The 26,476-nt window shown below is 34.8% G+C and carries 25 protein-coding genes; 7 read left to right on the top strand and 18 right to left on the bottom strand.

The annotated features are described in order from the left end of the window. Nucleotides 1–143: 143 nt before the first annotated feature. On the bottom strand, nucleotides 144–401 hold the full coding sequence (locus BCI01S_RS12290; RefSeq protein WP_061798919.1) for a hypothetical protein: 258 nt from the start codon (nucleotides 399–401) through the stop codon (nucleotides 144–146). A 155-nt stretch (nucleotides 402–556) separates the two neighbouring features. On the opposite strand from BCI01S_RS12290, the gene BCI01S_RS12295 reads away from it, so the two are divergent. Continuing rightward, complete coding sequence (locus BCI01S_RS12295) at nucleotides 557–700, top strand: small acid-soluble spore protein P (RefSeq protein WP_082138385.1); 144 nt, start codon at nucleotides 557–559, stop codon at nucleotides 698–700. Between the two features lie 430 nt (nucleotides 701–1,130). On the opposite strand, the gene BCI01S_RS12300 is transcribed toward BCI01S_RS12295, so the two are convergent. The 11 genes from BCI01S_RS12300 to BCI01S_RS12350 all read right to left on the bottom strand — a co-directional run bounded on the left by BCI01S_RS12300 (nucleotide 1,131) and on the right by BCI01S_RS12350 (nucleotide 10,574). Then, nucleotides 1,131–1,661, bottom strand: coding sequence for a hypothetical protein (locus tag BCI01S_RS12300; protein ID WP_061798921.1), 531 nt, complete (start codon nucleotides 1,659–1,661; stop codon nucleotides 1,131–1,133). A 519-nt stretch (nucleotides 1,662–2,180) separates the two neighbouring features. Next, entirely contained in the window at nucleotides 2,181–3,509 is a 1,329-nt protein-coding gene (locus BCI01S_RS12305) for an alpha-glucosidase/alpha-galactosidase (protein WP_061798924.1), read from the bottom strand. Between the two features lie 30 nt (nucleotides 3,510–3,539). Further along, nucleotides 3,540–4,370, bottom strand: coding sequence for a carbohydrate ABC transporter permease (locus BCI01S_RS12310; RefSeq protein WP_061798926.1), 831 nt, complete (start codon nucleotides 4,368–4,370; stop codon nucleotides 3,540–3,542). Further along, nucleotides 4,370–5,209 (bottom strand): carbohydrate ABC transporter permease, encoded by an 840-nt coding sequence (locus BCI01S_RS12315; RefSeq protein ID WP_235844497.1) that lies wholly within the window; start codon nucleotides 5,207–5,209, stop codon nucleotides 4,370–4,372. Before BCI01S_RS12315 ends, BCI01S_RS12310 begins: the two co-directional genes overlap by 1 nt. A 164-nt stretch (nucleotides 5,210–5,373) precedes the next feature. Continuing rightward, entirely contained in the window at nucleotides 5,374–6,639 is a 1,266-nt protein-coding gene (locus BCI01S_RS12320) for an ABC transporter substrate-binding protein (RefSeq protein WP_061798927.1), read from the bottom strand. Between the two features lie 247 nt (nucleotides 6,640–6,886). Beyond that, nucleotides 6,887–7,912 (bottom strand): LacI family DNA-binding transcriptional regulator, encoded by a 1,026-nt coding sequence (locus tag BCI01S_RS12325; RefSeq protein WP_061798929.1) that lies wholly within the window; start codon nucleotides 7,910–7,912, stop codon nucleotides 6,887–6,889. A gap of 339 nt (nucleotides 7,913–8,251) precedes the next feature. Next, on the bottom strand, nucleotides 8,252–8,551 hold the full coding sequence (locus tag BCI01S_RS12330; RefSeq protein ID WP_047943506.1) for a spore coat protein: 300 nt from the start codon (nucleotides 8,549–8,551) through the stop codon (nucleotides 8,252–8,254). Next, nucleotides 8,548–8,769, bottom strand: a complete 222-nt coding sequence (locus BCI01S_RS12335; protein WP_047943505.1) for a hypothetical protein — start codon at nucleotides 8,767–8,769, stop codon at nucleotides 8,548–8,550. The genes BCI01S_RS12330 and BCI01S_RS12335 overlap by 4 nt, the downstream gene beginning before the upstream one ends. A gap of 18 nt (nucleotides 8,770–8,787) precedes the next feature. Continuing rightward, on the bottom strand, nucleotides 8,788–9,924 hold the full coding sequence (locus BCI01S_RS12340; protein ID WP_047943504.1) for a zinc-dependent alcohol dehydrogenase: 1,137 nt from the start codon (nucleotides 9,922–9,924) through the stop codon (nucleotides 8,788–8,790). Between the two features lie 18 nt (nucleotides 9,925–9,942). Further along, a complete protein-coding gene (locus BCI01S_RS12345; RefSeq protein WP_047943503.1) occupies nucleotides 9,943–10,311 on the bottom strand; it encodes a spore coat protein in 369 nt (122 codons plus the stop codon). After that, a complete protein-coding gene (locus BCI01S_RS12350; RefSeq protein ID WP_047943502.1) occupies nucleotides 10,308–10,574 on the bottom strand; it encodes a hypothetical protein in 267 nt (88 codons plus the stop codon). Before BCI01S_RS12350 ends, BCI01S_RS12345 begins: the two co-directional genes overlap by 4 nt. Before the next feature lie 209 nt (nucleotides 10,575–10,783). Here BCI01S_RS12350 and BCI01S_RS12355 point away from each other — a divergent pair, with 209 nt between their 5' ends. Continuing rightward, nucleotides 10,784–11,542: a TraR/DksA C4-type zinc finger protein gene (locus BCI01S_RS12355; protein ID WP_061798931.1), complete on the top strand. Its 759-nt coding sequence runs from the start codon at nucleotides 10,784–10,786 to the stop codon at nucleotides 11,540–11,542. 107 nt (nucleotides 11,543–11,649) lie between these two features. After that, nucleotides 11,650–12,033: an Hsp20 family protein gene (locus BCI01S_RS12360; RefSeq protein ID WP_047943500.1), complete on the top strand. Its 384-nt coding sequence runs from the start codon at nucleotides 11,650–11,652 to the stop codon at nucleotides 12,031–12,033. Here BCI01S_RS12360 and BCI01S_RS12365 read toward each other — a convergent pair. Both BCI01S_RS12365 and pdxR read right to left on the bottom strand, forming a co-directional pair. Continuing rightward, nucleotides 12,028–12,660 (bottom strand): hypothetical protein, encoded by a 633-nt coding sequence (locus BCI01S_RS12365; protein WP_061798933.1) that lies wholly within the window; start codon nucleotides 12,658–12,660, stop codon nucleotides 12,028–12,030. The genes BCI01S_RS12360 and BCI01S_RS12365 overlap by 6 nt on opposite strands. 13 nt (nucleotides 12,661–12,673) lie before the next feature. Then, nucleotides 12,674–14,068, bottom strand: a complete 1,395-nt coding sequence (gene pdxR, locus BCI01S_RS12370) for a MocR-like pyridoxine biosynthesis transcription factor PdxR (protein WP_061798936.1) — start codon at nucleotides 14,066–14,068, stop codon at nucleotides 12,674–12,676. Between the two features lie 156 nt (nucleotides 14,069–14,224). Here pdxR and BCI01S_RS12375 point away from each other — a divergent pair, with 156 nt between their 5' ends. After that, the gene (locus BCI01S_RS12375; protein ID WP_061798937.1) at nucleotides 14,225–14,671 is read left to right on the top strand and encodes a GNAT family N-acetyltransferase; all 447 of its coding nucleotides are present in this window, start codon (nucleotides 14,225–14,227) and stop codon (nucleotides 14,669–14,671) included. A gap of 49 nt (nucleotides 14,672–14,720) precedes the next feature. On the opposite strand, the gene BCI01S_RS26210 is transcribed toward BCI01S_RS12375, so the two are convergent. Beyond that, nucleotides 14,721–14,855, bottom strand: a complete 135-nt coding sequence (locus BCI01S_RS26210) for a hypothetical protein (protein WP_268874833.1) — start codon at nucleotides 14,853–14,855, stop codon at nucleotides 14,721–14,723. A 166-nt stretch (nucleotides 14,856–15,021) separates the two neighbouring features. Here BCI01S_RS26210 and BCI01S_RS12380 point away from each other — a divergent pair, with 166 nt between their 5' ends. Together BCI01S_RS12380 and srtD are read left to right on the top strand one after the other, a co-directional pair. Continuing rightward, nucleotides 15,022–15,963, top strand: a complete 942-nt coding sequence (locus BCI01S_RS12380; protein WP_061798942.1) for a processed acidic surface protein — start codon at nucleotides 15,022–15,024, stop codon at nucleotides 15,961–15,963. Then, nucleotides 15,953–16,537: a class D sortase, LPxTATN-specific gene (srtD, locus tag BCI01S_RS12385; protein WP_061798946.1), complete on the top strand. Its 585-nt coding sequence runs from the start codon at nucleotides 15,953–15,955 to the stop codon at nucleotides 16,535–16,537. Before BCI01S_RS12380 ends, srtD begins: the two co-directional genes overlap by 11 nt. A 116-nt stretch (nucleotides 16,538–16,653) precedes the next feature. Here the strand turns inward: srtD and BCI01S_RS12390 are convergent, their stop codons facing one another. Then, nucleotides 16,654–20,007, bottom strand: a complete 3,354-nt coding sequence (locus BCI01S_RS12390; protein ID WP_061798950.1) for an SCO7613 C-terminal domain-containing membrane protein — start codon at nucleotides 20,005–20,007, stop codon at nucleotides 16,654–16,656. Between the two features lie 162 nt (nucleotides 20,008–20,169). On the opposite strand from BCI01S_RS12390, the gene BCI01S_RS12395 reads away from it, so the two are divergent. Next, complete coding sequence (locus BCI01S_RS12395) at nucleotides 20,170–21,549, top strand: dipeptidase (protein ID WP_061798955.1); 1,380 nt, start codon at nucleotides 20,170–20,172, stop codon at nucleotides 21,547–21,549. A gap of 114 nt (nucleotides 21,550–21,663) precedes the next feature. On the opposite strand, the gene helD is transcribed toward BCI01S_RS12395, so the two are convergent. Continuing rightward, the gene (helD, locus tag BCI01S_RS12400) at nucleotides 21,664–23,982 is read right to left on the bottom strand and encodes an RNA polymerase recycling motor HelD (RefSeq protein ID WP_061798958.1); all 2,319 of its coding nucleotides are present in this window, start codon (nucleotides 23,980–23,982) and stop codon (nucleotides 21,664–21,666) included. Between the two features lie 463 nt (nucleotides 23,983–24,445). Further along, nucleotides 24,446–26,407 (bottom strand): lipoteichoic acid synthase, encoded by a 1,962-nt coding sequence (gene ltaS, locus BCI01S_RS12405; protein ID WP_047943492.1) that lies wholly within the window; start codon nucleotides 26,405–26,407, stop codon nucleotides 24,446–24,448. Between the last annotated feature and the right edge of the window lie 69 nt (nucleotides 26,408–26,476).

Consider the following 26,476-nt stretch of genomic DNA (forward strand, 5'->3'; position numbering starts at 1 on the left):
CCATTTATAATTTTAATACAAGGATTGTCATAAGTAAATAATAAGAAAGTTATCAAATACGATAAGTTTATCTTATGGTATTTTTTTCATAGCAAAAAAGTAGACCATCGAAAAAGCTGCAAACTTTCTGATGGTCTACCTTTTTAAATTTCATTTACTTCATCCACAATGCTTTTTAAGTCTCTTTGAAAGCTTTCTAATTGCTGTCTTTGATGCTCAGATGCTACTTCTAGAGCATTCTCTATTTGTTGATAGGTCTCATTAATTTCTTGTTTTAGATGCTTTAGCTGATGTCCATAGTTTGCAGAATCTTTTACGATATCTTGATAAAGATTTTGTTTTTCAAGTAAATTCCGTTGAGCATCTTGAAAAGCTTCTTGTTTATTACTATGATATGGCATATTCCTATCCTCCTGCTAGTTATATTCGTGGTGCTTACCAATAAGTTGTGCAGTGAATCGTGAAAATATGCGGTATAAATATGTGTATAAAAAACCATTCTATAAAGGATAGTGATGCATTACCTCTTCATGATAATAGAAAGGAGAGAAAAAAAGTGAACAAAAATGACAGCAAAGATATGCACAGAAATGCTCCTAAAGGAAATCAATCTGGCCAGCCAGAGCCACTTAGCGGGAGCAAAAAGGTGAAGAACCGTAACCATTCTAGACAAAAACATAATAATCATCACGATATGTAAGAAAAGCATACTAATTCACTCTATTACATTCTAGTTAACAAAGTAGGTTATTTTAAAAGGTTTTTCAAGTATTTACCCTAATTGATGTATATGTGTGGTCAAATGTGTGGTCAATATGCGGCCACTCATTTGGCCTTTTTAATTAAATAGCCTAACCAACATCAGTCAATAAGGATAAAAATAATGGTAATAAATTTACAAGAACTATCCTAAACTACAATACATCATTAGTCTCTAACCTATTTCTTTTTGGTCGATCATAATCATTAATGTATACTGTTCTTTCAGCAGAAGCAATATTTCAAAGTCCGTTTTTTATCCCTCCTTTTTTTTATTTAAGCAGATATTCCTGATAGTTCATGAAATAGACAAAAAACATCCAAAAAAAATAAAACCCTGCCATTGGCAAGATTTTATTTATATTAGTTATTTAAAGATTGTATATCATGCGAATTTTTTCTATTTGCTTAAGTTCATAGTCATACTTTACAAGGTTTAATTCATAAACTAAGATATTAAAAAATTCTTCAGCTCTTTTTAAGACCTCTTGAATAAAAGTTTTATAACCAACAATAAAACCTTTATTTTCAATTTTAAAATCTAACTTGCTTTTATCATTCTTGTAAATGTCCAAGGTGACGTTGATAGGTTGGCTAGGAAAATAAAATTCAGATTTTCCTTCCTCTACTAACTCTTCTATAGAGTTTAACAAATATGCCCATAAAGTAGGTAAGTCATCCCAGTTACTAACCTCAGAAATTATTCTGTAATTATAAGTAATAATTATGCCGCCATCTAATGTAAGTATTCCATCCTCTACTTTCATTTGACTTTTGATATTATTTATAAAATTTTTCTGATCGTCTAATTTTACAATGTATTTTTCTTCATTACTAACTAAATCTTGAAGGTCCGTAACAACTTTTTTTAAAATAAGTGAGATTATTAATAATTTTTCCATGTTTTTTCATCCTTTTATTCTTTTGGGATAAAGTTGTTTGATATGACCTTTTGTAATTCCCTTGGTATATTTTACTCCATTAACTTTACCCTCGACTTGAAACATTGTGTTAGCCCCCTTTTTTCCCATGTAGTTCTATTTTGTTTTGCGATAGTTGGTGCTAAGGGGATTTTCTTTATAAGCCTTCCTAAAAGCACAATAAGTGGGCGAATTAAAAATAATAGAATAATGCAAAACTGCCAGTTATGCCAACTAGAGTAGTCATACCAATAAGAACTTATTTAAGAAGATACTTTCGCACTTGCATGATTTATTTCCCTCCAATATTCCTGAACTGCACATCCTTCCTCTCCATCTATTTAAATTGACTGATTTTCAGTAATTAATCCATGAAATAGTTTTATACTAGTAATAAGAATACATATACAAATTTACAATCCTTTTATGTATGATGAATGAGCATCTTAAGAAAAAAGAGACCGAATCCTTGAGGAAACGATCACTCTATATTTGAGAGTACTATTTAGCTAACCCAACACTAGTTTCCGTTGTAAAATTCGGCAGCCAGTCACCATGCGCTTCTATTAACTCGTCACATAAGGAGATGATATCGTCCATCGATAACTCAGAAGCTGTATGTGGATCAAGCATTGCCGCCTGGTAAATATATTCCTTTTTCAATGTCATTGCTGCTTCAATTGTCAGCAATTGCGTGTTAATATTTGTCCTGTTTAAAGCTGCAAGCTGTTCAGGGAGATCTCCTACATAGGTTGGAGTAATCCCGCTTCGATCAGCAATACAAGGAACCTCTACACATGCTTTTTCCGGCAGATTGCTGATCAATCTTCCTGTATTAAGCACATTGCCACCAAATTTAAAGGGGATATCTGTTTCAATTGCTTCTATAATACGTGATCCATATTCCCGGGAACGAACATGTTCCAAGGCTTTATTGTTAACTAGATCCTCTCTCATTGCAACCCAATCATTAATTTGCTTTTCACAACGACGAGGATATTCATCTAATGGAATATTGAAACGGTCAATTAACTCAGGATAACGCGATTTAATAAAGTACGGATGATATTCAGCATTGTGTTCTGATGACTCTGTTACATAATAACCAAACTTATCCATCAACTCAAACCGAACCATATCACCATGCTTAGTTTTTTGCAATTCACGAGCTCTCCGCTTAATTTCTGGATATAAATCAATTCCATCCTTGCTTACTTCAAGAAGCCAGGCCATATGATTTATACCCGCAATCTTTTCTTTCACTCCTGTTCGGTCCATCCCCAATGCTTCAAATAATTCTTTTGTACAAATTTGCACACTGTGACACAGACCAATTGTTTTAATTGGTGTGAAACGATTCATAACCCCAGTTAACACAGCCATTGGGTTTGTGTAATTTAAGAATAACGCATCAGGACAAACTTCTTCCATGTCTTTTGCAAAATCGAGCATAACGGGAATAGTTCTTAAATTCCTGAATATTCCCCCGATGCCGACTGTATCTGCAATCGTTTGTCGTAAGCCATATTTTTTGGGAATTTCAAAGTCAATTACCGTACTTGGCTTATAGCCGCCTACCTGAATCGCATTGATTACATATTTAGATCCTTTCAAAGACTCCTTTCGATCCGTATAGGCTTTTACTATAATGTTTTTTCCTAGACTTTCCTTCAAATTAGTAAGCATTTGTTCCGAATCCCGCAAACGCTGTTTATCAATATCATATAATGCAAATTCATACCCATCTAAAGCATCAACGAACATACAATCTCCAAGAACATTTTTAGCAAACACGGTACTTCCTGCACCTAGAAATGTAATTTTAGTCATAGTAATCCTCTCCTCCCAGCTTTCTTTGATTTATCCTTTTACTGAACCAGATGCTAACCCTTTCACAAAATGCTTTTGTAATAATAGGAACAAGACTACCATTGGCAGAACAGCCATTATCGCTGCTGCCGCTACGAGATTCATTCGATTGGCATTTTCCCCAAAGAATCCAGCTAACGCAACAGTAATTGTCTTTACTTCCTCTGCTTGCAGGAAGAAGATGGCGAATTGATAATCATTCCATATAAAAACACAGGCAATAATTAAAATAGATGCAGTAACTGGCTTTAACAACGGAAAGACAATTCGAAAAAATATGCCAGATGTACTTGCTCCATCTATTCTTGCAGCTTCTTCTAATTCTTTCGGAATAGTGGAGCGAATAAAGCCGGAATACAAGAAAATAGTTAATGGCAGAAAGGATGCAACATTATTCAAGATGGCAATTTCAAGTGTATTCATCATTCCAATGTCTACCACCAGCTTATAAAGTGGTACTAAAGCGGTTAATGGCGGAATTACCATTACAGCGATAAAAAACATAAATACAAACTGATTTAGCTTAGTTCGCCTTCTGGCTAATGGATAAGCTGCTAAAGATCCAAATATAATCAACAATAAAGCACTTACAGAAGTAATAACCGTAGTATTCCAAAGGGCATTTCCGAGACTTGCCATTTCCCAAGCCTCTGAAAAGTTCTCAAAGCTCCACTCCTTTGGGAAAACCCATTTTGAGCTAAAATCCCCCTTCGCCTTGAGCGCTGTTGTAATTAAAATATAGAAAGGGATTAGGTGAAAGGCTGCGACTAGAAGTGCTACTATAGAGAAAAGCCATTTTTGCTTTTTATTTATATAGTCCATTACGCCTCAATCTCCTTCCGCTTGAAGTATATAAGCGCTGTCAAGCTTAAGATTAAAATGATGATCGCCATAAACACTCCTTGTGTTGCTGCATAACCTGCATCTTGACGATTGAAATAGAGATCGTACATAAAAGTAGACATCGATTGTGAAGCATATCCTGGTCCGCCACCAGTTAATGAGATTATTACATCAAACAGCTTCAATCCACCGATGATGTTAATAACTATATTAATAGTTATAGAAGGCATTAACATCGGCAAGGTTATACTTTTAAATTGTTGAAAGCTAGATGCCCCATCCATTTGAGCTGCTTCGTAATAGTCTTTTGATATACTTTGTAATCCAGCAAGATAAATAATCATCACAATTCCAACAAACTGAAATGTATTAACGAAAACTATCAACCAAATATTAATTTTCGGATCTGCTAATGCATTAATTTTATCAAAACCGAGAAAAACAAGAAGATCATTTAGCGCACCGCCTTGAAAAGCAAAGAAGAAATAAAAGATATATCCCATAACTAGCGGGCTGATTATGACCGGCAAGTAAACGACTGTCCTAGTAAAATTCTTAAAGTGAATACTTCGATTCAGCATAAGTGCGTAACCTAGGCCAATGATATTCTGAAATACAGTACTCCCGACACCATAAAGAAGAGTATTTTTTACAACAAGCCACGTATCCGGATCCTTCAGCATACGTATATACTGGCTGAAGCCAACATAGTCATAGTGTTGAGAAAATCCGTTCCAATTTGTAAAAGAAATCTTGATTCCGTTTAAAAAAGGATAAAAGATAAAAAAACAGATGGCAGCAAGTGCTGGAAGATACATCCACCAAATGGAAGATTCCCGCTTCTTTCTACGGTTCCTTTTCACTTCAATTGAAGAGTTGGTATTCGACTGCCCTTTAGTCTCTACTTTTATCAAAGTAACCATCTCCTAAATTTTAAATTGAGAGGCGAGACGGATAACTGCATTCCCTCCTACCGTATAAACTATTTCTTTTGTTCTAACAGTCTCTTATATTCTACAGCCATCTTTTTTGAAACTTCCTCAGGTGTCATTGTCCCAGATAGTAATTCTTGACCAGCTGCCCCCATTGGATCCCACATGCCACTTGGTAAATACACTCGATCAAAGTAAGGCTCCACTTTATTATCCTTATACTTCTCGTAATCATCAGAGTAATAGTTTTTTGATTCCGTATTTGTCAGCCCTGCCGGAAGCGAAGTACCTTCTGCAATCTCTTTGACAATCTCTGGCTGGGAAATGAAATCTAAGAATTGCTTCGCTTCCTCTTTCACTTTAGAATCTTTCCATACAGCTAATGTATGACGCTCGCCGCCAATCCAACTTGGCTTGTCTCCTTCCTCCATTACTGGCATTGGAATAATACCAAGCTTAACATCTGGATTTAATTCTTCCACCGAAGGTCCAAGCATCCCACCACCAACAATAAAAGCAATTTTATTTTGAGCCATTAAGTCTACCATTTGATGATTTTGAGCCGTTAAGACATCTTCATTTAGGAGACCTTTATCCTGCATTTCCTTTAGTTTTTCGGGTAAAAAAGTATAGTTTGACCAATCAAAGGTGCCGTCCAGCAGCTCTTCCTTATAGTTTTTCTCACCTGTAATTAATAAAGGTGTAGCAAATTGATCAAAAAACTGACCGAATGCAGATTTATCCGCTCCAGCAAACCATAGTGGAGTAACTTCTCCTTTTCCTTTTTCCTTGATTGTTTCAAGTGCTGACATAAATTCATCAAAAGTACTTGGAGGAGTGATTCCATACTTTTCTAAAAGAGTGGCATTGTATGTAAGTCCATCCTTTGCTTGATTAAGAGGATAAGCATATACTTTGCCGGTTTCATCTAGCAAAATTTGATTAAGCGCTGGATCAAGATCTTTCACCCAGTCCATATCTTTCAAATCTTCTACATACTCCCCATAACGATGGAGCGCCCATCCATGAGTGTCGAATAGGTCTGGCATGTCATTAGCAGCCATCTTAACCCTAAGCATGCCCTCATAACCATCCGCAGGATAATTTTCTTTAATATCTATATCTGGATTTTCCTTTTCGAATTTTTCTACAACATTTTGAAGGGTAATTTTATCAGCTTCATTAGTCACTGTTGAATACAGCGTAACGACTGTCCTATCCCCATTTTCTTCGTTTCCACCTGAAGCTTTGCTGCATCCTGCAACAATCATGGTTAAAGCAACCGCAATGACCATCGTTTTCAAAAGCTTATTCAATAAAAACGCCCCCTAAAAAATTCATCTCGATAGCTCCAGGTATATTCACCTAAGTTTCGAGTTTGTTCTCTTGCTGGTTTATAGGAGCATCGATATAATAGAATTATGCTCCCTTTCCTAATTGGAGTTAACTGTTATTTGCCCGTAAAAAAAGTGACTGCCATCACTTTTAAACCTGGCATCAAGCCTTTGGCGCCAGGAGGGCAAATCATCAAAATAAGTTCATTTTCACATCACACACCACCTCCTATAAAGGATAATTCTTTTTTCCGCCACAACTTTCCCTAATTACTAATTCAGTGGGAAGAGTAATGGTTATTGGGAGTTCTCTACCCTTTAAACGATCAAGTAAAAGCCTTACCCCCGTTCTTCCCATTTCCATTGTATGTACTCTAATTGTAGTCAATGGGGTACTCGCAAATTTAGCAGCTTCAATATCGTCAAAACTAATAATTGCTACATCAGAAGGAACGTTAAGATTAACTTCTTGCAAGGCTCTTAAAGCTCCAATCGCCATTGGATCACTGCCGATAAAAAAGGCTTCTGGCAGCTCAGATGTTTGAATAGCCTTTTGCATTAATTCATATCCCTGCGCCATAGTATACTCACCGATAAAGACTGAATCTTCTTCAAATAAGTTTTGTTCCTTCATAAAGCGTTCAAAGGTGGTAAGTCGTTTATCTTCAATAATAAGCTTCTGATTTTTTAAATGTTCTCTTTCCTTTCCCCCAATATAACCAATCCGTTTGTAACCAATATTCACTAGATGCTTTAACGCCTTTTCTGTTGCTCGTTCAAAATTAATACCAACCGAATCATAGAGATCTTCATTAGGCGAATGATTTATATAAACGATATTTTCGACCTGACTAATAGCCTTTAGCGCTGTCTCTTTTACTCTTCCGACAACAATAAGTCCATCTAACTCTTCTATCATCTGGTTGCTTTCTGTTTCATGTAAGCGAAAAGTAACTGTATTGATTCTATTAGATGCAAGTTCCATTTCAATCCCTTGACGGATAGATAGGAAATATGGATCACTAATTTCTTCATCTAATGATTGGGTTAAGATTATTCCGACGCGTTTGAAAGTAGATTTTCTTTGCTTCAATCTTCTTTCTAAGATTGTTTCATAACCAAGCTCTTTGGCAACCCGAATAATTCGTTCTCTTGTTTCCGCTTGAACAGTAAGCGTTCGATCATTATTTAATACTCGTGAAACGGTTGATGCGGATACATTTGACTTATCTGCAATTTCCTTAATAGTTGCCATTTTAAAACCCTCTTTTTGTTCTTATTAGGTCAGTAAAATTTTCTTATAAAATCACTAATAAAATTACCTGCTATATACGAATAATAACACCATATGTAAAGGCTTTCAATAAGAAAATTAACTTTTCTAAAAATTATTTTACTAATCAGCCTATAGAATTATTTATATTTTAAATACACCATTACGTTATTTATTATTTTTTTCAGTAAATATTTTAGTAAAATATCCTTTGCATAGAGATGCTCTTGCTATCCTTTCTATTTCTTTGTTTTATATTTGCAACTTCTCCTAAAAACAACAAAAAAGGAACTGTTCACACAAACGAGTTCCTTTTTTATCTTAAAGTATCGGTAAGTTTAAAGCAGTATGAATGTTTTGCAAATTAAGGTTCACTTGTTCCTTTGGATCCCATGCATGGTACCACCCTTTTTCAGTCATGTATTGGGATAGTTGTTCATGTAAGTCAAGTGCTTCATTTAGATGGCGGACAAGGATTTCTTTTATCTCTGGATGTCCCGTTTCTGTGATGGCCATGGAATAATTTCTAATTCCGCTTTTGGCAGAAATCAATAGATCTGTTGCAATCATTTGATCAGTTAAAGCATCCATGCCTGTAAAATATTCTATAATGGAATTCATCCGTTCTCTCCCCCCATTCTCGGCATTTCTTGCGCTTTCGATAAAATAGTTGAAAATTCCTGTAGCTGCCTTGTTGATATATCCACATCTTGCAGCATTAATTCTTTTAATTGTGGATCGGAAACAAGTGCGCGCATCGTTTTAGCTTTTGTTATGCAAATCGTTTTAAACGTAGCCAGTTCTTGAACTTCTAATACTTCATGTAATACATAATCCATTACATAATCCTGCCTTTCTTATGGTTTTAAGACAACTTTTATACAATTATCCATTTTCGTATCAAAAATTTCATACCCTCGTTTTGCTTCACTCAATGGTAATACATGACTTACGACATCACTCGGATCAATTTTTCCAGTAGAAACTAATTCAAACATATATGGCATGTAATGAATAACAGGAGCTTGTCCAGAACGAATATTGACATTGCGCTGCATGATATCTCCTAAAGGAAAAGCATTATATCTGCCGCCATAAACGCCAGTAATTTGGATGGTACCACATTTACGAACCGCTTGGGCAGCCATCACAAGAGCGCTCATTGTGCCGCCTTGCAGCTTCATGCCGCTCGCTAGGAATTCCATATCGCTCATTTTTCCATCCATGCCAACAGCATCAATCACCACATCGGCACCGCCTTTTGTGAGTTCTTTTAAGTAAGCTCCCACATTTTCAACCTGTTCAAAATTAACAATTTCTACCTTATTTGTACGTTTGGCATGCTGCAGACGATAATCAACATAATCGACAGCAATGACGCGTTTTGCCCCTTTCAGCCATGCGAATTTTTGTGCAAATAATCCAATTGGTCCACACCCAAATACTATGACTGTATCTCCAGCTTTTACACCCGCATTATCTACACTCCAAAATCCAGTTGTCATTGCATCGGCAATAACCGTCAATTTTTCATCAGGTTCTTCACAAGTTTCTGGAATCTTAAAGTGAGTGAAATTTGCAAAAGGAACTCTTAAATACTCTGCTTGCCCGCCTGGATAACCTCCCGCATTCCCTGAATAACCAAAATAGGCACCAACATCTCCATTATCGTTGGAATTGTCACATTGACTTTCTAAATTACTTTTGCAGTACTGGCATTCTCCACAGGCAATATTGAAAGGAATAATAACCCGGTCACCTTTTTTGACTTTCGTCACTTCTGGTCCAACCTCTTCAACTATCCCCATCGGTTCATGGCCAATCACATAATTTTCTTGTAAGTTTGGCATCATTCCATGGATTAAATGTAAATCAGATCCGCATATCGCAGTACTTGTCACTTTAATAATCATATCATCAGGTTTTAAAATCTTTGGATCTTCCACTTCTTTTACTTCCACATTTTTAATCCCTTGGTAAGTTACTGCTTTCATTCTATCTAACCTCCATATTTAATGCTGATCAGGCGTCCGATCAAACATTCCTTTTCGATTCGTTTCACCAGTAAACAAATGCATATTTCCAATCATAATAGTATTCTTTGCCGAAAGTTGATCTAACTTATATTGTTCACTCATATCATGAGGATGGAACCATTTTTTTTCTATCATTAAATCTGTTATTTCTTGGTGCATCTGGATTGCCTGATTAAGTTGTTTTCGTAACAGTACTCTTAAGTCTGGTGAAGCTGTTTCAGTTAAAGCTGTTGCTATATTTCTCACCCCTTCTTTTGCGCGAATAAGAAAATCAACCGCAAATGTCATATCAGCAAGCTCTGGCATATTTAACGCATTAATGGGATCTAAGTAGTCATTATTCAATGGATAACACCTTCCTCTCCACCTATAATTGGCGTTGGACGCATTTGAGGGATTTCTGTTGCGAATGGCACATTCTTATATACTTCTTGTAGTTCCCTAAGCGCCTGAATAGACTGATTTACATCTTTCTGCATTAAATTCTTAAGCTCTTCATCAAAAACAAGACCTTGCATTAACTTTGATTTTGCTACACAGAGTGTTTTAAAATTTATCACTTCATGTAAATCTAATGATTCATGCGGAGCTAAGCTGTTCCTTTCCATGACCAATTACCTCCTGTCCTAATTTAATTACTTCGCTATTTTCCCCAACTTCTTTTCTTAATTTACTAGCAATTTTTAACGATTTATTTTTTGGAAAAAAACATCTTTATTTACATAAAATTTGAATTATGTACATATTTCCTTTAATGTTATCGTTTCTTTTGCTCATACTAATAAAGCAAACGACTTCTTGAAAGGATTAGGTTATTATGCTAAATAAACAACAAATGTCCCATTTTCAAAAAGTATTAAATGAACAAAAACGTGATGTGGAAATTAGATTTGAACATAATGATAACTTAGATTTGAAAGATGGACATTACCATGAGTCTCTTGGAGAGCTATCCAGTTATGATAATCATCCAGGAGATGAAGGAACGGAGCTTTATGAACGCGAAAAGGATATTGCCCTTGCAGAACATTACCATCATGAATATATGGGGGTGTTAAATGCTTTAAAGGCAATTGATGAAGGAACATACGGAAAATGTGCGGAATGCTCTCAAGATATCCCGATAGAAAGATTGGAAGTTATTCCTACAACGCTTTATTGTAAGGAGCATTCTCCTGATCAGAAAATCTCTGAGAAACGGCCAGTGGAAGAAGAAATATTAATGCCTCCTTTCGGAAAATTCGATATGGATAATAAAGATGAATCTGTCGTATATGATGCCGAGGATTCTTGGCAGGAAGTATCTAGCTGGGGAACATCGGAAACGCCGTCTGATTTTGCTCATCCTGTTTATGACCATTATAATGACGTCTACACAGAAAGTGATGAGAATATTGGCTATGTGGAAGATTACGAGAACTTTGTCGGTGTGGATATAGATGGAAGAAATATAACGGTTTACCCTAATGAACAGCATAAACGCTATGAACAAAGCTTGGATGAAGAAGGAATTATGACTACGTTTGGTGACTTGCCTGCTTACGAGCATGAGCCTTATGTGGAAAATGATGAGTAAAAAATGGGTTGTCTTAAGAAGGTGTAATGCCTTTAGACAACCTTTTTATATTTTCGTCACGCTTTCCTCCTTATAAGAATATATTAAATATACTAAGGAGGATTTTTATGAATGATGATAACTGGTTAAGTTTAATGGATGAATGGCTGAAAAACCATTTTCTTGATCCGTTGACTTCCGTATTAGATGAAACTGAGTTTCGAATTGATGTGTACGAAACGGAGAAAGAATTTATCGTGGAAGCATTATTAGCGAATTGTCACGATAACAGCATCCATCTTTCTGTAACTAAAAATTTGCTTACTATTAAGGCAATAATGCAAGATTCTAATCTCCTCAAAGAAAAACAAAGATTAATTGAATTTCCGGTTTCAATTGATCAAAATCCAGTTTATGCTGTATGCACAAATGAAATTCTGGAAATTTTTATTCAGAAGAAAAAACAGCAAGACAAGAAACTAACATCTACGATTGACATTCAGTTTTTATAAGTTGAATTCTCTTTCATATGTCTTTTTTAAAACATAATATTGGATTCCTTTCGTATGCTTTAAAGCACTTTTGGCATGCTTTTTCGCTACATCCTTTTCCTCTTTTTTTATAGCGATTTCCGCTAATAGTGCTTCTTTCATCCATTTCTTATTTACCCTTGTTATCCATTGCTGGGCATCAGGAAATTGTTGCTCTTCTATATTGATTAAGGCTAAATAATAGGACTTCATTTCCGAATGTTTTATTTTCTCAGCTTCTTCTCTAAGTCCAAGCGTTTTTCCAAAATAAAGAGAAAATAATATCGTGAATATTGGATAATGAGCTTGATATTTTTTTCGTTTCATTAGTTTCCGGTAGCTTACAATTACCCTTTTATCCTCTTTCACACTTAAAGCATGAACAAAGCTATAATAGGGATGCTTGTTATTCTTACTAAAAAGTTTTTCCAATTTCTCAATATTTCTAGTTGCATGAATACGATACCATGTTGTTATTAACATCGTTACAAATACAAGTACATAACAAATAAAGATGTTTAGAAATAGAGGAGATGTAAAATTGTCGAGTACAAAGAAAGTAATAATAGCTACAGCTACTCCGATTATAAATGTTCCAAAAGATACCAAAAATATTCCTCCTCTACATAAACCATGCGTCTGCTAGGTTTATGATTCCTTCTTCTATTTCCTTTTCTTTCAATCCTCCAAACCCTAATAACAGAGGGTAACTCGCCCTTTCCTCGGCAAAATATGGTTTTGTGGAATAAACGTTAATCCCTATTTTTTCTGCTTCTGATAGCAGGATAGCTTCATTTTTCAAAGCTATACGAATAAGCAAATGTAAACCTGCTTTTTCACCAATTATTTCCACCTTATTTCCCATATACCGCTTGATACATTGAATCAAAAAGGTATATTTTCTTTCATATACTTTTCTCATACGCTTAATATGCCGTTCAAATTCTCCCTTTTGGATAAATTTCCCTAAAGCTTGCTGTAATAGCGGAGAGCACGGTTGAGTCTCGTTATACCTTTTCTTTTTCCATTTTTCTAGTAAAACATTAGGTAATACCATATAGCTTATTCTTAATGATGGTAAGAATGATTTAGAAAAAGTCCCCATATATATTACTCGATCATGCTGGTCAATTGCTTTCATACTTGGAATTGGCGAACCTTGAAAACGAAATTCGCTGTCATAATCATCTTCTACTATATACCCGTTCTCCCTTTCTGCCCACTCTAATAGCTCAATCCGCTTTGAAATAGGCATAATTTTCCCGGTTGGAAACTGATGGGAAGGGGTAATATAGACCAAATTACAAGAACTATTTAATAAAGAAGATAAGTCATGTCCATCTGTTTCTGATACTGGAATAGAAGATATAGAAAGCCCTTTTTCCTGGAATACATTGCGCACATCATTATAACCTGGCTCCTCCATCCCTATATGTAATGGGCAATCATTTAAAAGTGATAATACAACTTGGATTAGCTGCTCCGTGCCCGCTGTAATAACAAGCTGATCTGCTGTCGTCTGAATTCCACGTGACCTGTATAAGTATCCAGCCACTTCTTCTCTTAATTCTAATTCTCCCTGCTTATCTCCATAATTCATCCACCCATTTTGCTTGTCCTCCATTATTTCTTTCAGGGTCTTTTTCCAAGCATTTGTTGGAAAATTAGTCTGATCAATATCCCCATAATGAAAATCAACGGAATACTGTCCTGTTTGCTTTAAACTATTTTTATGGTTCCATTGGTTTTGTTCATTTTTATATTCATAACTAGGTAAGGAAACAACCGTATACCCACTTTTCTCTTTACTTTCCACATACCCTTCCAGCCATAATTGCTGGTATGCATCAATAACAGTATTTTTACTTATGTACAAATAACTTGCTAAATATCGAATGGATGGCAATTTTGTGCCCGCTTCTATCTTCCCTGTTAAAATTTCCGCTTTAAAATAATTATATAATTGCATATATACTGGCTCTGTACTTTCTTTATGCAAATGAATAGCCATATTCATACCCTAATTCTCCTTTTTCTCTCTGTTTTGTACCCTTAAAATTTCTGTAAACTGTGCCTATGTAATATACTCATTTCATTTTAAAATGAAGGAACAAGAAATGGAAGGGAATGATTTTGTAGTGCGACAATTATTTTTGGTGGAGGTAGGAGCAAAATGAACATATTCCAAGCAACAAAGAAAGACATCGGAGAAGTAGCTCGCTTATTTAATGAATATCGCATGTTTTATAAACGAGAAGATGATATCGTGAGTGCAGCAAGTTATATAAAGGAACGAATCGAAAACAACGAATCTGTAATCTTCGTTGTTCAAGACGGTGATGATTACATAGGTTTTACTCAACTTTATCCTAGCTATTCCTCTTTATCGATGAAAAGAACGTGGATATTAAATGATTTATATGTTGAAAAAAGAGCAAGAAAAAAAGGAATTGGAGAAATGTTATTACAACAAGTAAAAGAATACGCAAAGAATAGCGGAGCCAAGAGTCTATGTCTTAGTACAGCTATAGATAATTTATCTGCGCAAAGATTATATGAGAAGAATGGCTATAAAAAAGATACGAAATTTTTTCATTACGAGTTAAATTTGAATAGTTAATCGTTCTTCCGTTTACTTTAGTCTAATAATTATTTTATGCAGAAGCTGTCTAACCAGGTTTCTGCATTTCTATTAGTTGTAGTTTGGCTGATTCCTCCCCTCTTTGGCTGATATTTTTCTGCTTTGGCTGATTTCCTACCCACTTTGGCTGATATTTTTTTACTTTGGCTGCTTCCCTACCCACTTTGGCTGATATTTTCCGGTTTTGTCCAGAATCCTCCCCCTTTTGTCCAATAATCTTGCACCACTAAAAAAAATCGTCCTAATTTCCAAAATCTCTTTTAATATTCACGTATTTTTTTCATAAATTAACAAACAATACCAATATAATGATGGTGGAGGTTTGTCTAATGAAAAAAGTACTTTTTACTTTTTTTCTTTTTTGTGGTTTATCTCTTCAAGCATCGCCAGTTGACGCATCTCCAAGTGAAAAGGAAGTTAAGAGCTTAGCCGATAATTTGGGATGGACAACGGAAGACTTAGAAGAATATTTATCATTTAAAGGATTAAAAATAAGTGATTTTGATAATATACGTGTTTTAAAAAAACAACTTGGAACCCCAATCACGCCGTCTAATCTCAATAAATTACTTGTACAAAATTCGATGACACAGGAAGAATTAGATATTTTATTGGCGGGATTTCATGAAAGTATAGAAGATTTCTGGTTTTTAGAAGACTTAGAAGTAGCGATTGATTTTTATAAAAACCATGAAGATAAGATGCTGCAATTAGAAAAATTTCTCGAGAATATTGGCTTTGATGATAAGGAAAAACAACAATTTTATGGGCATCTAAATAAATTGGACCCTGCTTTTTTAGCTGCAAAAGTGGAGGATTGGAAACAGCAATTATCAACTTTTCAAGCTATGGACCAAGAAAGTGAAATAAGCGCAGAAAGAAACCAGGCATTAACGGATTTTTGGAAAGATTTTTTTACAGCAACCTCTTTAAAGCCAGTCATTATTAGCATAGACGATAACGGAAAAAGAAACGAACTTTCCTTGAATGATCTAAATCATAAACAGATGGATGCGACGGTGGCGATTGAATTATACGATCATGAGCAATTTTTAATTGGGGATGCAGTTGTGACATCTGATTTGGTTGCTTCTGTAGATGTTATCGACAAAGTGGTTGAATTGACGGAAGTGACAGAAGGTTTAGCCAATTTATATGCTGCTCAGCTTCCTAATACAGCATCTTCTCTTCCTATTATCCTTTGCATCGGTTATATGCTAGTATTACTAGGGTTGTTGATAACATTTAGGAAAGCTCCCTATGAAAATTAGAAAAAAAATGGGGATTCTCTCTATCTTGATAGGATTGGGAATGATTCTCTATACTTTGTCTTGTTATTTAAAAGTGGAAACTATTACAAAACAACCGTTCCTTGCTAAAGATAGTCATGTAGTTTTCTCTCCAACTCAATTTTTAAAAGAAGGAGAAAAAATGGGAGTCATCCTCATGCCGAAATTAGAGAAAACGATTCCCATTTATGAAGGGGTAAGTGCTGAGGTTTTAACTAAGGGAGCAGGTCATTATCCAAAGAGTGCCTTACCCGGTGAAAACAACAATGTTGTATTGTCAGGACATCGCGACACCTTTTTCCGTTTCCTGAGAGATTTAAAAAAGAATGATTCCCTTATAATCCAAACAATGGAAAAAGAATATGAATATAAAATTACGAAATTCTCCATTGTCTCACCTAATGACCGAACCATTCTTACTCCTAAATCAAGAGCTGTCCTTACACTAACTACCTGTTATCCCTTCTCCTTTATAGGACATGCACCAAAAAGATATGTAGTAACTGCTGCGTTAATACATTCAGAAGAATTCGGAAAAAATAATCGATCAGAATAATTCTCAAACTGGTTAGAGCGATTTTTACATATGAATGTGCCACAAGCTTATTATATCCCAAACAAATCACACGAAGGTTAAAGTGAACCTTCGTGTGATCATGCGGAAATTCCAGGCTATTTCCAAGTCTTTAAAAACACCCTTATTCTATTTTTCCATAAAAGGATTTTTATAAATATTTTTGGTTGTTTTCCTTGCTTTTGCATTTCATACATACTTGCAATGGTAATTAGAATTGTTCCAGCAATTAATAAATATACCCACCAAGGAAAATTACCCCAATATGGTCTAGTTTGCAATAATACATTTAATATTAATACACCAATGCCAACAAAGAAATAAGATTTATAGCGGAAATAAAATCCTGATAAAATGGATATTACTGCAAGCACACCCAAAATGATGGCATCATAGATAGTATGAGAAAGATAGCCATCCATCGCTAAAAGCAAGGCCGAAATGGTTACGACACCCCATTCAATCTTCCTTAATAGTCCCGACGCATGCTTGACGATTTTCTTTGCGGCAACCATAACGACAAGTACTGGTAACACCTTTAGCTCTGTCTCGATATATTTCTGGATAGAAATAATTGATAGCATAGAATAATATGGCAACATGAGTGTAACCAAGCCGATAAGTTGAGGTACCCATTGAATTTCTTTCCCCACCCTATTTTTCTGGATAAAAACTAGCAATGCGAGTAACACTCCCGGAATAACAATATCCCACTTTAAATTTGTTTCTATTGCGTATAAAGAGAAAATGGTAAGAAAACTTGCTAGGAAATAAAAATCAATCCACTTTTCTCCTTCTTCCTGCCACTTTGTAATGACTGGATATACAATAGTGCTAATAAGCATAAATATAAGACCCCAAACCAGCGTAAAAAGATACCGGTCGATTGGCAGAAAGTCATGCATAAATACTTCATTATTCATAAATAGGAAAACTATTCCAATAAACGAGACAAGATATAGTTTTTCTAGATGGATAACAAGTAGCAGGAGTACAATATATAGAAGGATGACGATGTAAGTAATAATGGTAAAAGGTGAGGCAAACATCCAATATATTATCCCAACTGAACTAAATGGTAAGAAAAAGAAAACAAGTTCTTTCTTTTCTTTTTTCAGAAAATATATCCCGAATAACGCCATCGACGTTACCATAAATGCGATACTATAAGCGTTCCCTCCTGCAAAGCCAAAAGGAAGAGCGGCCGCTAAAAAGAAATAACTAGATAGATAGCTCCCATATCGAAATACCATTTTCACATATTTATTAGCAACTAAATAGACACTTATACTATAAGCAATAAATAAATAGATAAACGGAAGGAAGTAATCATTTTCTATCATTAACCGATCAATGATAATACTTCCAAGAATATAAATATGGGAAATCGTGAGAAATGGAAGCTTGAAAGATGTGTTTTTTAATCCTAAACCCATCATAAACATACCCATCCAGCCATACTTCATAAGTAGTTCAAAAGAAAGTGTATCTGTGTTCCAAATAGAACCTACAAGACTGAAATAGCTAATCAAACTAACGATCCCAATTAACCAGGCAATAAGGATATTTTTTATTTTTCGATACAAATCATAAAAAATAATAATTGATGCTAAATATATACCAGTAGTCACCCATTTATTTAGTGTGAAATATTCCAAAATTAATAGCAACCCAAATCCGTACATGATTTGCCCAATGAAATAGCCGTTTCTTCCCATATTCTTATCCGCTTTTTCATATAAATTACCTGTTAAGATGGTAAAGACACTTCCTAATGCAATCGACAATGGATGGCCTTGCTCTTGGATAAAACGGAAGGATTCTGCTGTTGTAAAATAAACACCAAAAACAGTAAACGGAATTATATAGGAAAGAAGTTGCTGCTGCGTTTTATTTTTTATGAAACGACTGCCGCTATATAGACTTAGGGCAATTCCTGCTATCATAAAAGGTATATACCATTTCCCTAAAAAGATTGCTGTTGATAAAAAGGCTATTAGTACCATCCAGGCAATATTATAAATGGCAGATGGCTTTCTAATATCCTGTAATGGATGCCATTTATTAAAAATACCTAACAAAAATAAAAGCCCTATATTAATCCCGTAGCTAACAAGGAAAAAACTGTCGGGATCTTTTATTAATGGAACTAACAGAGCAGCATTCCATAACGCCAGGTTGATAAAGAGAACTGGCAAATAACGAATAATTACATATGTCAGCCTTTTTGCTAAAAGGATGAATTCTACAGCCAGTAAGAGATACGCAAACACTAAATACAAACTTCCAGCGAGAAACAGTTCCCAATAAAAAAGAATGGTTACGAAAAATGTAGCTAAAGCAATGACAAAGCTTGTAAACTCCCAAACTTTCCCCCACTCTATCTTTCCTTTTAAGATAAAAACAAAAGAAAGAAGGAAAATACTAAAGCAAGCAAAGGCTATTGGCAATAAGTCTTCTAAAATTGGATAGGTAAAAATTCGATAAAGCCCAAAGGCTATAGCGATAGTTATGTAAAAATGATCATGCTTTCGTTTCGTTAATGCTACGGTCATCATAAATAGACTGCTGATTATCAAATAGTAAAAGCCATTTATCACACTGCTCTCAAACAAAAAAGTCATAAATAAAGCAGTTAAGATTAATTGAACTTGAACAATGGGTGTGAGTTCCTTCTGAAAATATTGAATCCATTTCATGTGCTGATACTTTAATAAAACATAGATGGTTATAAATTGATAGATGATCATAAAGAAGAAGAATCCATCTAGTGCTAATGGTAAAAAAGCAAGCAGAAAGGCAATCGTTCCAGTGATGGTCCCAATCGTTAGTATTTTATAAAGACGGGACTTTAAATAAATCGCTAGAGCTGCATATATAGGGAATAATACGAAACCAGCTATTACTCCTAATAAGAAACGTCCCTCGCCATACATAGAAAGATAGTCCCCTGCTAGCTGAAAAAAGCTTATTGACAAAAATCCTATTGGAAGAAAAAGACTCCCCAGGAGAAAGAAAGCAAAGGCTGTATGGTCGATCTTTATTATTTTTTTCGATAACATGGCAAAACCAAAAAATAAGATCGAAACAAAAAAAATAGATACTGCCTTCAACCAACCGGGCATAGAGTCCCAATTACTAGTTGCAACCACTAATCCACCTATTAATAATAGAAAAACTCCTAAATAAAGTAACACCCCTATATTTCGTTCGCGCAGCTGTTCTGGAGTATGTTGTTTCTTTTGTATGGAAGGCTGCTTTTTCTTTTCTTTTTTCTCCATTACTTTTACTTTTACTTTTTCTTCTTTTTCTCCATTTTCTTTTATCGCCTCGTCCTCTAAATACTTTTGGAAACCAGACTTAATATCGGTATAACTCGTTTCTGTTATATATTCCTTCGAATACAATGATTCTACCATCCGATTAAAAAAAATAATCATATTTTTTTGCATTGTATGCATCCTTTCTATAAACACATGCGTTTCATACCTTTTAAACTAATAGTGTAATTTTACAACGAAGTTATTTATTTTTCAATATATTTTATTTTCAAAAAAAGAGGATATTCTTCTTATATAAGCGAATTTATTTTCCATATCGAAATAATTGGAGGAATGGATAGAATGGATGTTATTCAACATTATTTAAAAGAAAAAAGAAAAGACCACTTAGAGGAATTATTTTCCTTTTTATCATTAGAAAGTATTAGTGCCCTTCCAGAACATAAAAAAGATATTGAAAGAACCGCAGAATGGTTAGTGAACGCTTTAACAAAAGCTGGATTAGAGAATGCTGCCATTCATCAAACAAGCGGCAATCCTGTCGTTTATGCAGATTGGCTGCATGAGGAAGGGAAGCCGACCGTATTGGTGTATGGACATTATGATGTTCAGCCAGTTGATCCCCTTGAATTATGGGAATCTCCTCCTTTCGCACCTGAAATTCGCAACGAAAAGCTTTATGCTAGAGGAGCCAGTGATGATAAAGGCCAAGTTTTTATGCATATTAAAGCAATCGAAGCAATTCTTAAAACGACAGGTTCATTACCAGTAAATATTAAATTCTGCATCGAAGGAGAAGAGGAAATTGGCAGTCCAGCTTTGCCGTCTTTTGTAGAAGCAAATAAGAAGTTATTAAGTGCCGATGTCATCGTTATTTCAGATACAGGGATGATGGAAGAAGGAAAACCAACCATTTGCTATGGTTTAAGAGGATTATGTGGGATGGAAATCCATGTGAAAGGCCCGAAAAGCGATCTGCATTCTGGGTTATTTGGAGGAGCAATTCACAATCCTATTACTGCTTTAAGCCACCTCTTAGCAAGTTTTCATGACGAAAATGGAGTCATTTCTGTGGAAGGCTTTTATGATCGGGTAATTTCTTTAACAAAGGAGGAAAAAGATGCTTTTGCAGCATTGGAAATCACAGATGAATCAATTATCGAACAAACCGGCTCTCCTTCCCTATTTGGAGAAACAGAGTTCACTACTTTAGAAAGACTTTGGGTACGCCCAACCCTTGAGATAAATGGAATTAAAGGTGGATTTCAAGGAACTGGCGTCAAAACAGTTATCCCTTCTGAAGCGAGTGCAAAAATAACATGTAGACTAGTTCCAGCGCAAGATCCAGATGAAATCGTTGCTTTATTAAAGAAACATATTGAAAAGCATAAGCCAAAAGGAGTGGATGTAACAGTTCAATTATTTGACAAAGGCAATCCCTATGTTACTCCCTTTGATCACAAAGCTATTCAGGCCGCTGGAAGAGCGTATGAAAAAGTATATAAAGTACCTACTTCCTATACACGAGGCGGAGGATCTATTCCTATCGTAGCAGCTTTTGATCAAATTTTACATTTACCAGTTGTCTTAATGGGATTCGGCTTACCAGATGAAAACTTCCATGCTCCAAATGAACATTTTCATCTCAAAAACTATGACAAAGGATTAGAAACAATCTGTCATTACTGGTTCGATCTGGCAGAGGTGTGGTGAAAATAGCGAACTAACACTAAATATCAAAACAGCTCCCATCCCCTTGCTTTTTTAAAGGATAATCCTCCACTAGCATGGATAATGGGAGCTGCTTTATTTAAACTACCAATTTAGCTAATTAATTTCCAACCCTTCGTAGGTTGTATGGTCTATTTTCTCAAAATACTCATTTTGTTTTCCGTATTCGATATACATAGTCAGTTCATGCATTGCTCTTGTACAAGCTGTGTAAAATAATTCTTTCTCTAATTCGCCTTCATAACTAGAAGCATTATAAAGGATAACTCCATCAAACTCAATTCCTTTTGCTAAATAGGCCGGTATGACAGATACACCTTTTTCATAAGAAGTTGTTCCTTTTTGAATAAAACGAACATCCACTTTTGCTTTAAGTCGTTTATATACTTCCTTACTTTCTTCAATTGTTTTGCAAATGATCGCAATTGTTTTATGGCCTTTTTCCTTCCACTCTTCCATTCGCTTTTGGATGTCCTTTATTTTCTTATCCCCATTTGCCACATTTACGACTGTAGGTTTTTCACCATGGCGATTAAATGGTTCAATTAAATCTCCATTTACAGTCAAGCCTCTTGTAAACTCTATTATTTCCTTTGTTGAACGATAACTTTTCATTAACTCTATTCGTTCTACTTCTCCGCTCTCTTCATTCCTAACAATTTCATTGTGATGATGCGCATAAATAGCTTGGTTAATATCCCCTAAAAGAGTCATTTTACTATATGGAAATAGTTCCTTCAAATAGTTAATTTGGAAATCAGAATAGTCTTGTGCTTCATCAATAAATACTTGGCGAATACCAGACGTAGATTTTTTCCCTTCTAGTTTATCTTTTAGGTAGGCAAAAGGAGTTCCATCTTCATACGCCAGAAAGCTTCGATTGAGATTAGCAATCGTTTGTGTTCCTATCGTTTGCCACTCTTTCTCTGTTAACTCTTTAGGACAAGGTAAATGAAAAATGTTTTTGTAGATTGATGCAATATCAATAAATCGCATTTTTTTTATGGAAGCATAAATTGATTTAAAATATCGATTTACAATAAACTTACGTAAAAACTTTTCCTCTTCCTCGAAATAAGCAAACTCTTGCTCTTTCCCATTTTTCATTTCAGATGCATGGTATGCTTCTAAATATTCCTCTTTATCTAGCAGCTGAATTTCTTCCTCCACCCAAGGCTGCTTTCTTTCTACTTTAGCATGTTTTTTCATTTCTTTTTGTGCCCATTCAATTAATAATTGCATTCGATTGGGAATCGTGATAGTGCTATCCATTTCGTAAAATTTCCTCGTCAGTTCTTCACTAGAGATAAATACTTTTTTCCGAAACATAATATCCTTAAATACAATCCCATCATTCTGAAGATGTTGAAGATATTCATCGATTAGCTCTTTAAATGCAACACTACTTTTATATTGAATACTTATTAATCTTTGCGCTTTTTTTGCCTTGTCTGTTTCTGTTAACAAATACTCTAATTGAGAAAAGGAGTCTTCCACTTGATAAGGTTTGCCAATCCTTGATTGCAAATACTCATAAAAGGTGGACTGACGCATATTCTCTTCTCCCAGCTCTGGCAGTACAGTGGAAACATAACTATTAAATAATGGGTTGGGCGAAAATAGCATAATATTATCCGATTTTAATGTATCTCGGTGTTTATATAATAAATAGGCAACTCGTTGCAAAGCAGCGGAAGTTTTCCCACTTCCAGCAACTCCTTGGACAAGCAAGTATTTACTTTTATCATTTCGAATAATTTGATTTTGTTCCTTTTGGATAGTAGCAACAATTGATTTCATCATGGAGCTGGCATTATTACCAAGCACCTCTAGTAATAACTCATCTCCAATAGTAACACCAGTATCAAATAAGCTAAATAGCTTTCCATCACGGATAATAAATTGTCTTTTTAATAATAATTCCCCATCAACTTTACCACCTGGTGTTTGATAAGACGCTGGTCCTGGTGAATAATCATAATAAACACTAGAAATTGGCGCCCTCCAATCATATATGTAAAACTCTTCATTCTTTTTATCCATGAACGAACGTATGCCAATATATACCGGTTCAGTTTCCTCCCCCTCTTCCTTAAAATCTATCCTACCAAAGTAAGGAGAATCCTTTAATTTATGAAGAACCTTTTGCTGTTTATGGATCTGTCCATATGTTCGCTCACGCTCACCAAGTAGCTCTGCTTGCTGCTTAATACTTGTAAATGTTTCAATGACATCATCTGGTTCATCTAAGTTTACAGTAACATCTTCCCAGAAACTAGAACGCAGCTGGCTTACATCACCGCCAATATGGTTAATATCAGTTTCTAATACTGTTAGCTTCTCTTCAATTTGTTGACGAACAAAATCTATTCGCTTTTGTTCCTGGTCTTTTTCTAGTTCTTCTTTATTGTTCATAGTGTCTCCACCCCTAATCAATTATCTTGACAAGCAGAATCATTTTGTGATATCATTAATATAGAAATAATATAATCTTTTCTAAAAATGAATTCACTAACAGATTCATTTATTTTAACATATCTATCAACAAATTACCATTATTATAAGAATAGACATCCCATATCCTTTACGGATATGGGATTTATTATGTGTTTAGTTATATTTTTGCCATGTTCTTTTTGATTGAAACCTAATCCCTTCTCTCATTTTTAAACAGTGAGAGAAAATGACCTCCTGCATGGTCACAAAATCTAGATAGGCCATAATCCGAATGATGATAAATAGCCTCTCCAGCATAAAGAAAATATTTCTTCCTCTAATGCCAGATAACAAGATATAGCTAAAATAATATAAAATGTCGCTATTTTATTAACAATAAAAAAGTCCCTTCCCACATACTGGAAAGAGACTTTTTAAATGCTTATTCTTCCGGTGATTCTTCTGAATCAGTCTTACTAGTATTACCTTTTATATAATTATAATCCTCACGGTTTATTGGGGTAAATCCATCTGGTTTATGGAATCGCAATAAATCCTTCATCACAATGCTATCAGATGCTTGTAGTTCAGCAGCAGCTGCTTCCGCTTGTTCTTTTCCTTTTTCTGCATCCACTAACTCGCCGTTAGCATCATAATAGTTATCACCTATTTTTGTTAGTGTAGGAGAAACAAAGTCACCGTTTCTAAATGGAACTGTTTCACGATGCTGCTCAGAAAGTAAATCAGAACCAACTTGTAAATAGTCCTTTGTATCAATACCAAGAAGATGCATTAACGTTGGCATTACATCTACTTCGCCGCCGTATTTGCTTACGACATTCCCTTCAACACCTGGTACATGAATAAATAATGGTACACGTTGTAACTGCGTGTTCATAAATGGTGTGATTTCCTCTTCACCAAGTACTTGGGCCATTGCTTTATTATGATTTTCAGAAATTCCATAATGGTCACCATACATAACAATTACTGAATTATCATATAATCCTGATTCTTTAAGTTCTTTAAAGAATAAACGGATTGATTCATCTAAATAATGAGCAGATTGGAAGTAATGGTTAACAGCATTGTCACCAAAGTCACCTGCTGGGAAGTCCGTATCTCCCTCATCCATTTCAAATGGATGGTGATTAGATAGCGTAATGAACTTTGTATAGAATGGTTGCTTTAACCCTTCAAGCAGAGGCATACTCTGTTCAAAGAACGGTATATCCTTCATACCATAGTTTTTTGTATTTTCTTCTGACATATCATAATACTCTGCGTCAAAGAATTTATCATATCCAATCGTTTTATACATTTCATTACGATTCCAGAATGTTTTATAATTCCCATGAAATGCAGCGGATGTATAACCTTCCCCTTTTAGAATAGCTGGTGCTGATTGTAATGTATTTTGCGCTTTGTTTACAAAAACAGCTCCTTGGGACATTCCGTATAGAGAATTTTCCATCATAAATTCCGCATCAGATGTTTTTCCTTGTCCTGTTTGGTGGAAGAAATTATCAAAATAAAATGTATTGTCATCTTTAATGAGTGAATTTAAAAATGGTGTTACTTCTTCTCCATTTAATTTGTAATTAATAATAAAGCTTTGTAGGGACTCTAATGAAACGTAAATAACGTTTTTGCCCTTTGCAACTCCGAAGTATTTGTCATTTGGTTCTGCATAATTAGCACTAATAAAGTTTTGTACTTCCGTAATGTCGCTGCTGTCTGCCAATGCTCTTTGACTTTCCGAACGAGCATTTTGGACGATATCATATATAGTGAAGTTATATGCACCTAAATATTTCACTAAATAGTTTCTATCAAATGAACGACTTAATAATTGCGGGCGGTCTGCCTCCGCTAAACCTAAATTAATAACAAATGTCAAAATAGCTAGTGCAAAAACTGATTTTGCTGCTTTTCTATTTTTTTGTATCGTAGGTTTATATGCTTTTGTTGCAAGTAATACGATTAAAATAATAACATCAAGGAAATAAAGTATATCATAAGGTTTAAGTAACGATAAAATACTGTCACTTAATTGACCACCATTTACTTTCACCTGCATTACTACTGGAACTGTTATAAAGTCAGTAAAGAAGCGATAATAGACTATGTTTGCATATAATAAAGCTGACATTAATGCCGTATTTATCGTAATATAAATAGGCTGTGCTTTCCCTTTAACAAATAAAGCAAGTCCAATAAAGAGCAACGCAGAGCTCAATGGATTAATAAATAGTAGAAATTCCTGCATAGGCCCTTGGACACCAATGCTAAACTCTACCTTATAACCAATATACGTTTTCAACCAAAATAAAATTATGGCGATTAAAAAGAAAGAAGAATGTTTTGTTAAAAATTTGCGAAATAATTCTACTGTACCTTTCAATCCCGTTCACCTCAATTCAAATAATTAACAATTTTTAATATAATGTTTATTTTCCCTTAATAAGTGCTA

The sequence above is a fragment of the Niallia circulans NBRC 13626 genome (assembly GCF_001591585.1).
Taxonomy (GTDB): domain Bacteria; phylum Bacillota; class Bacilli; order Bacillales; family Cytobacillaceae; genus Niallia; species Niallia circulans.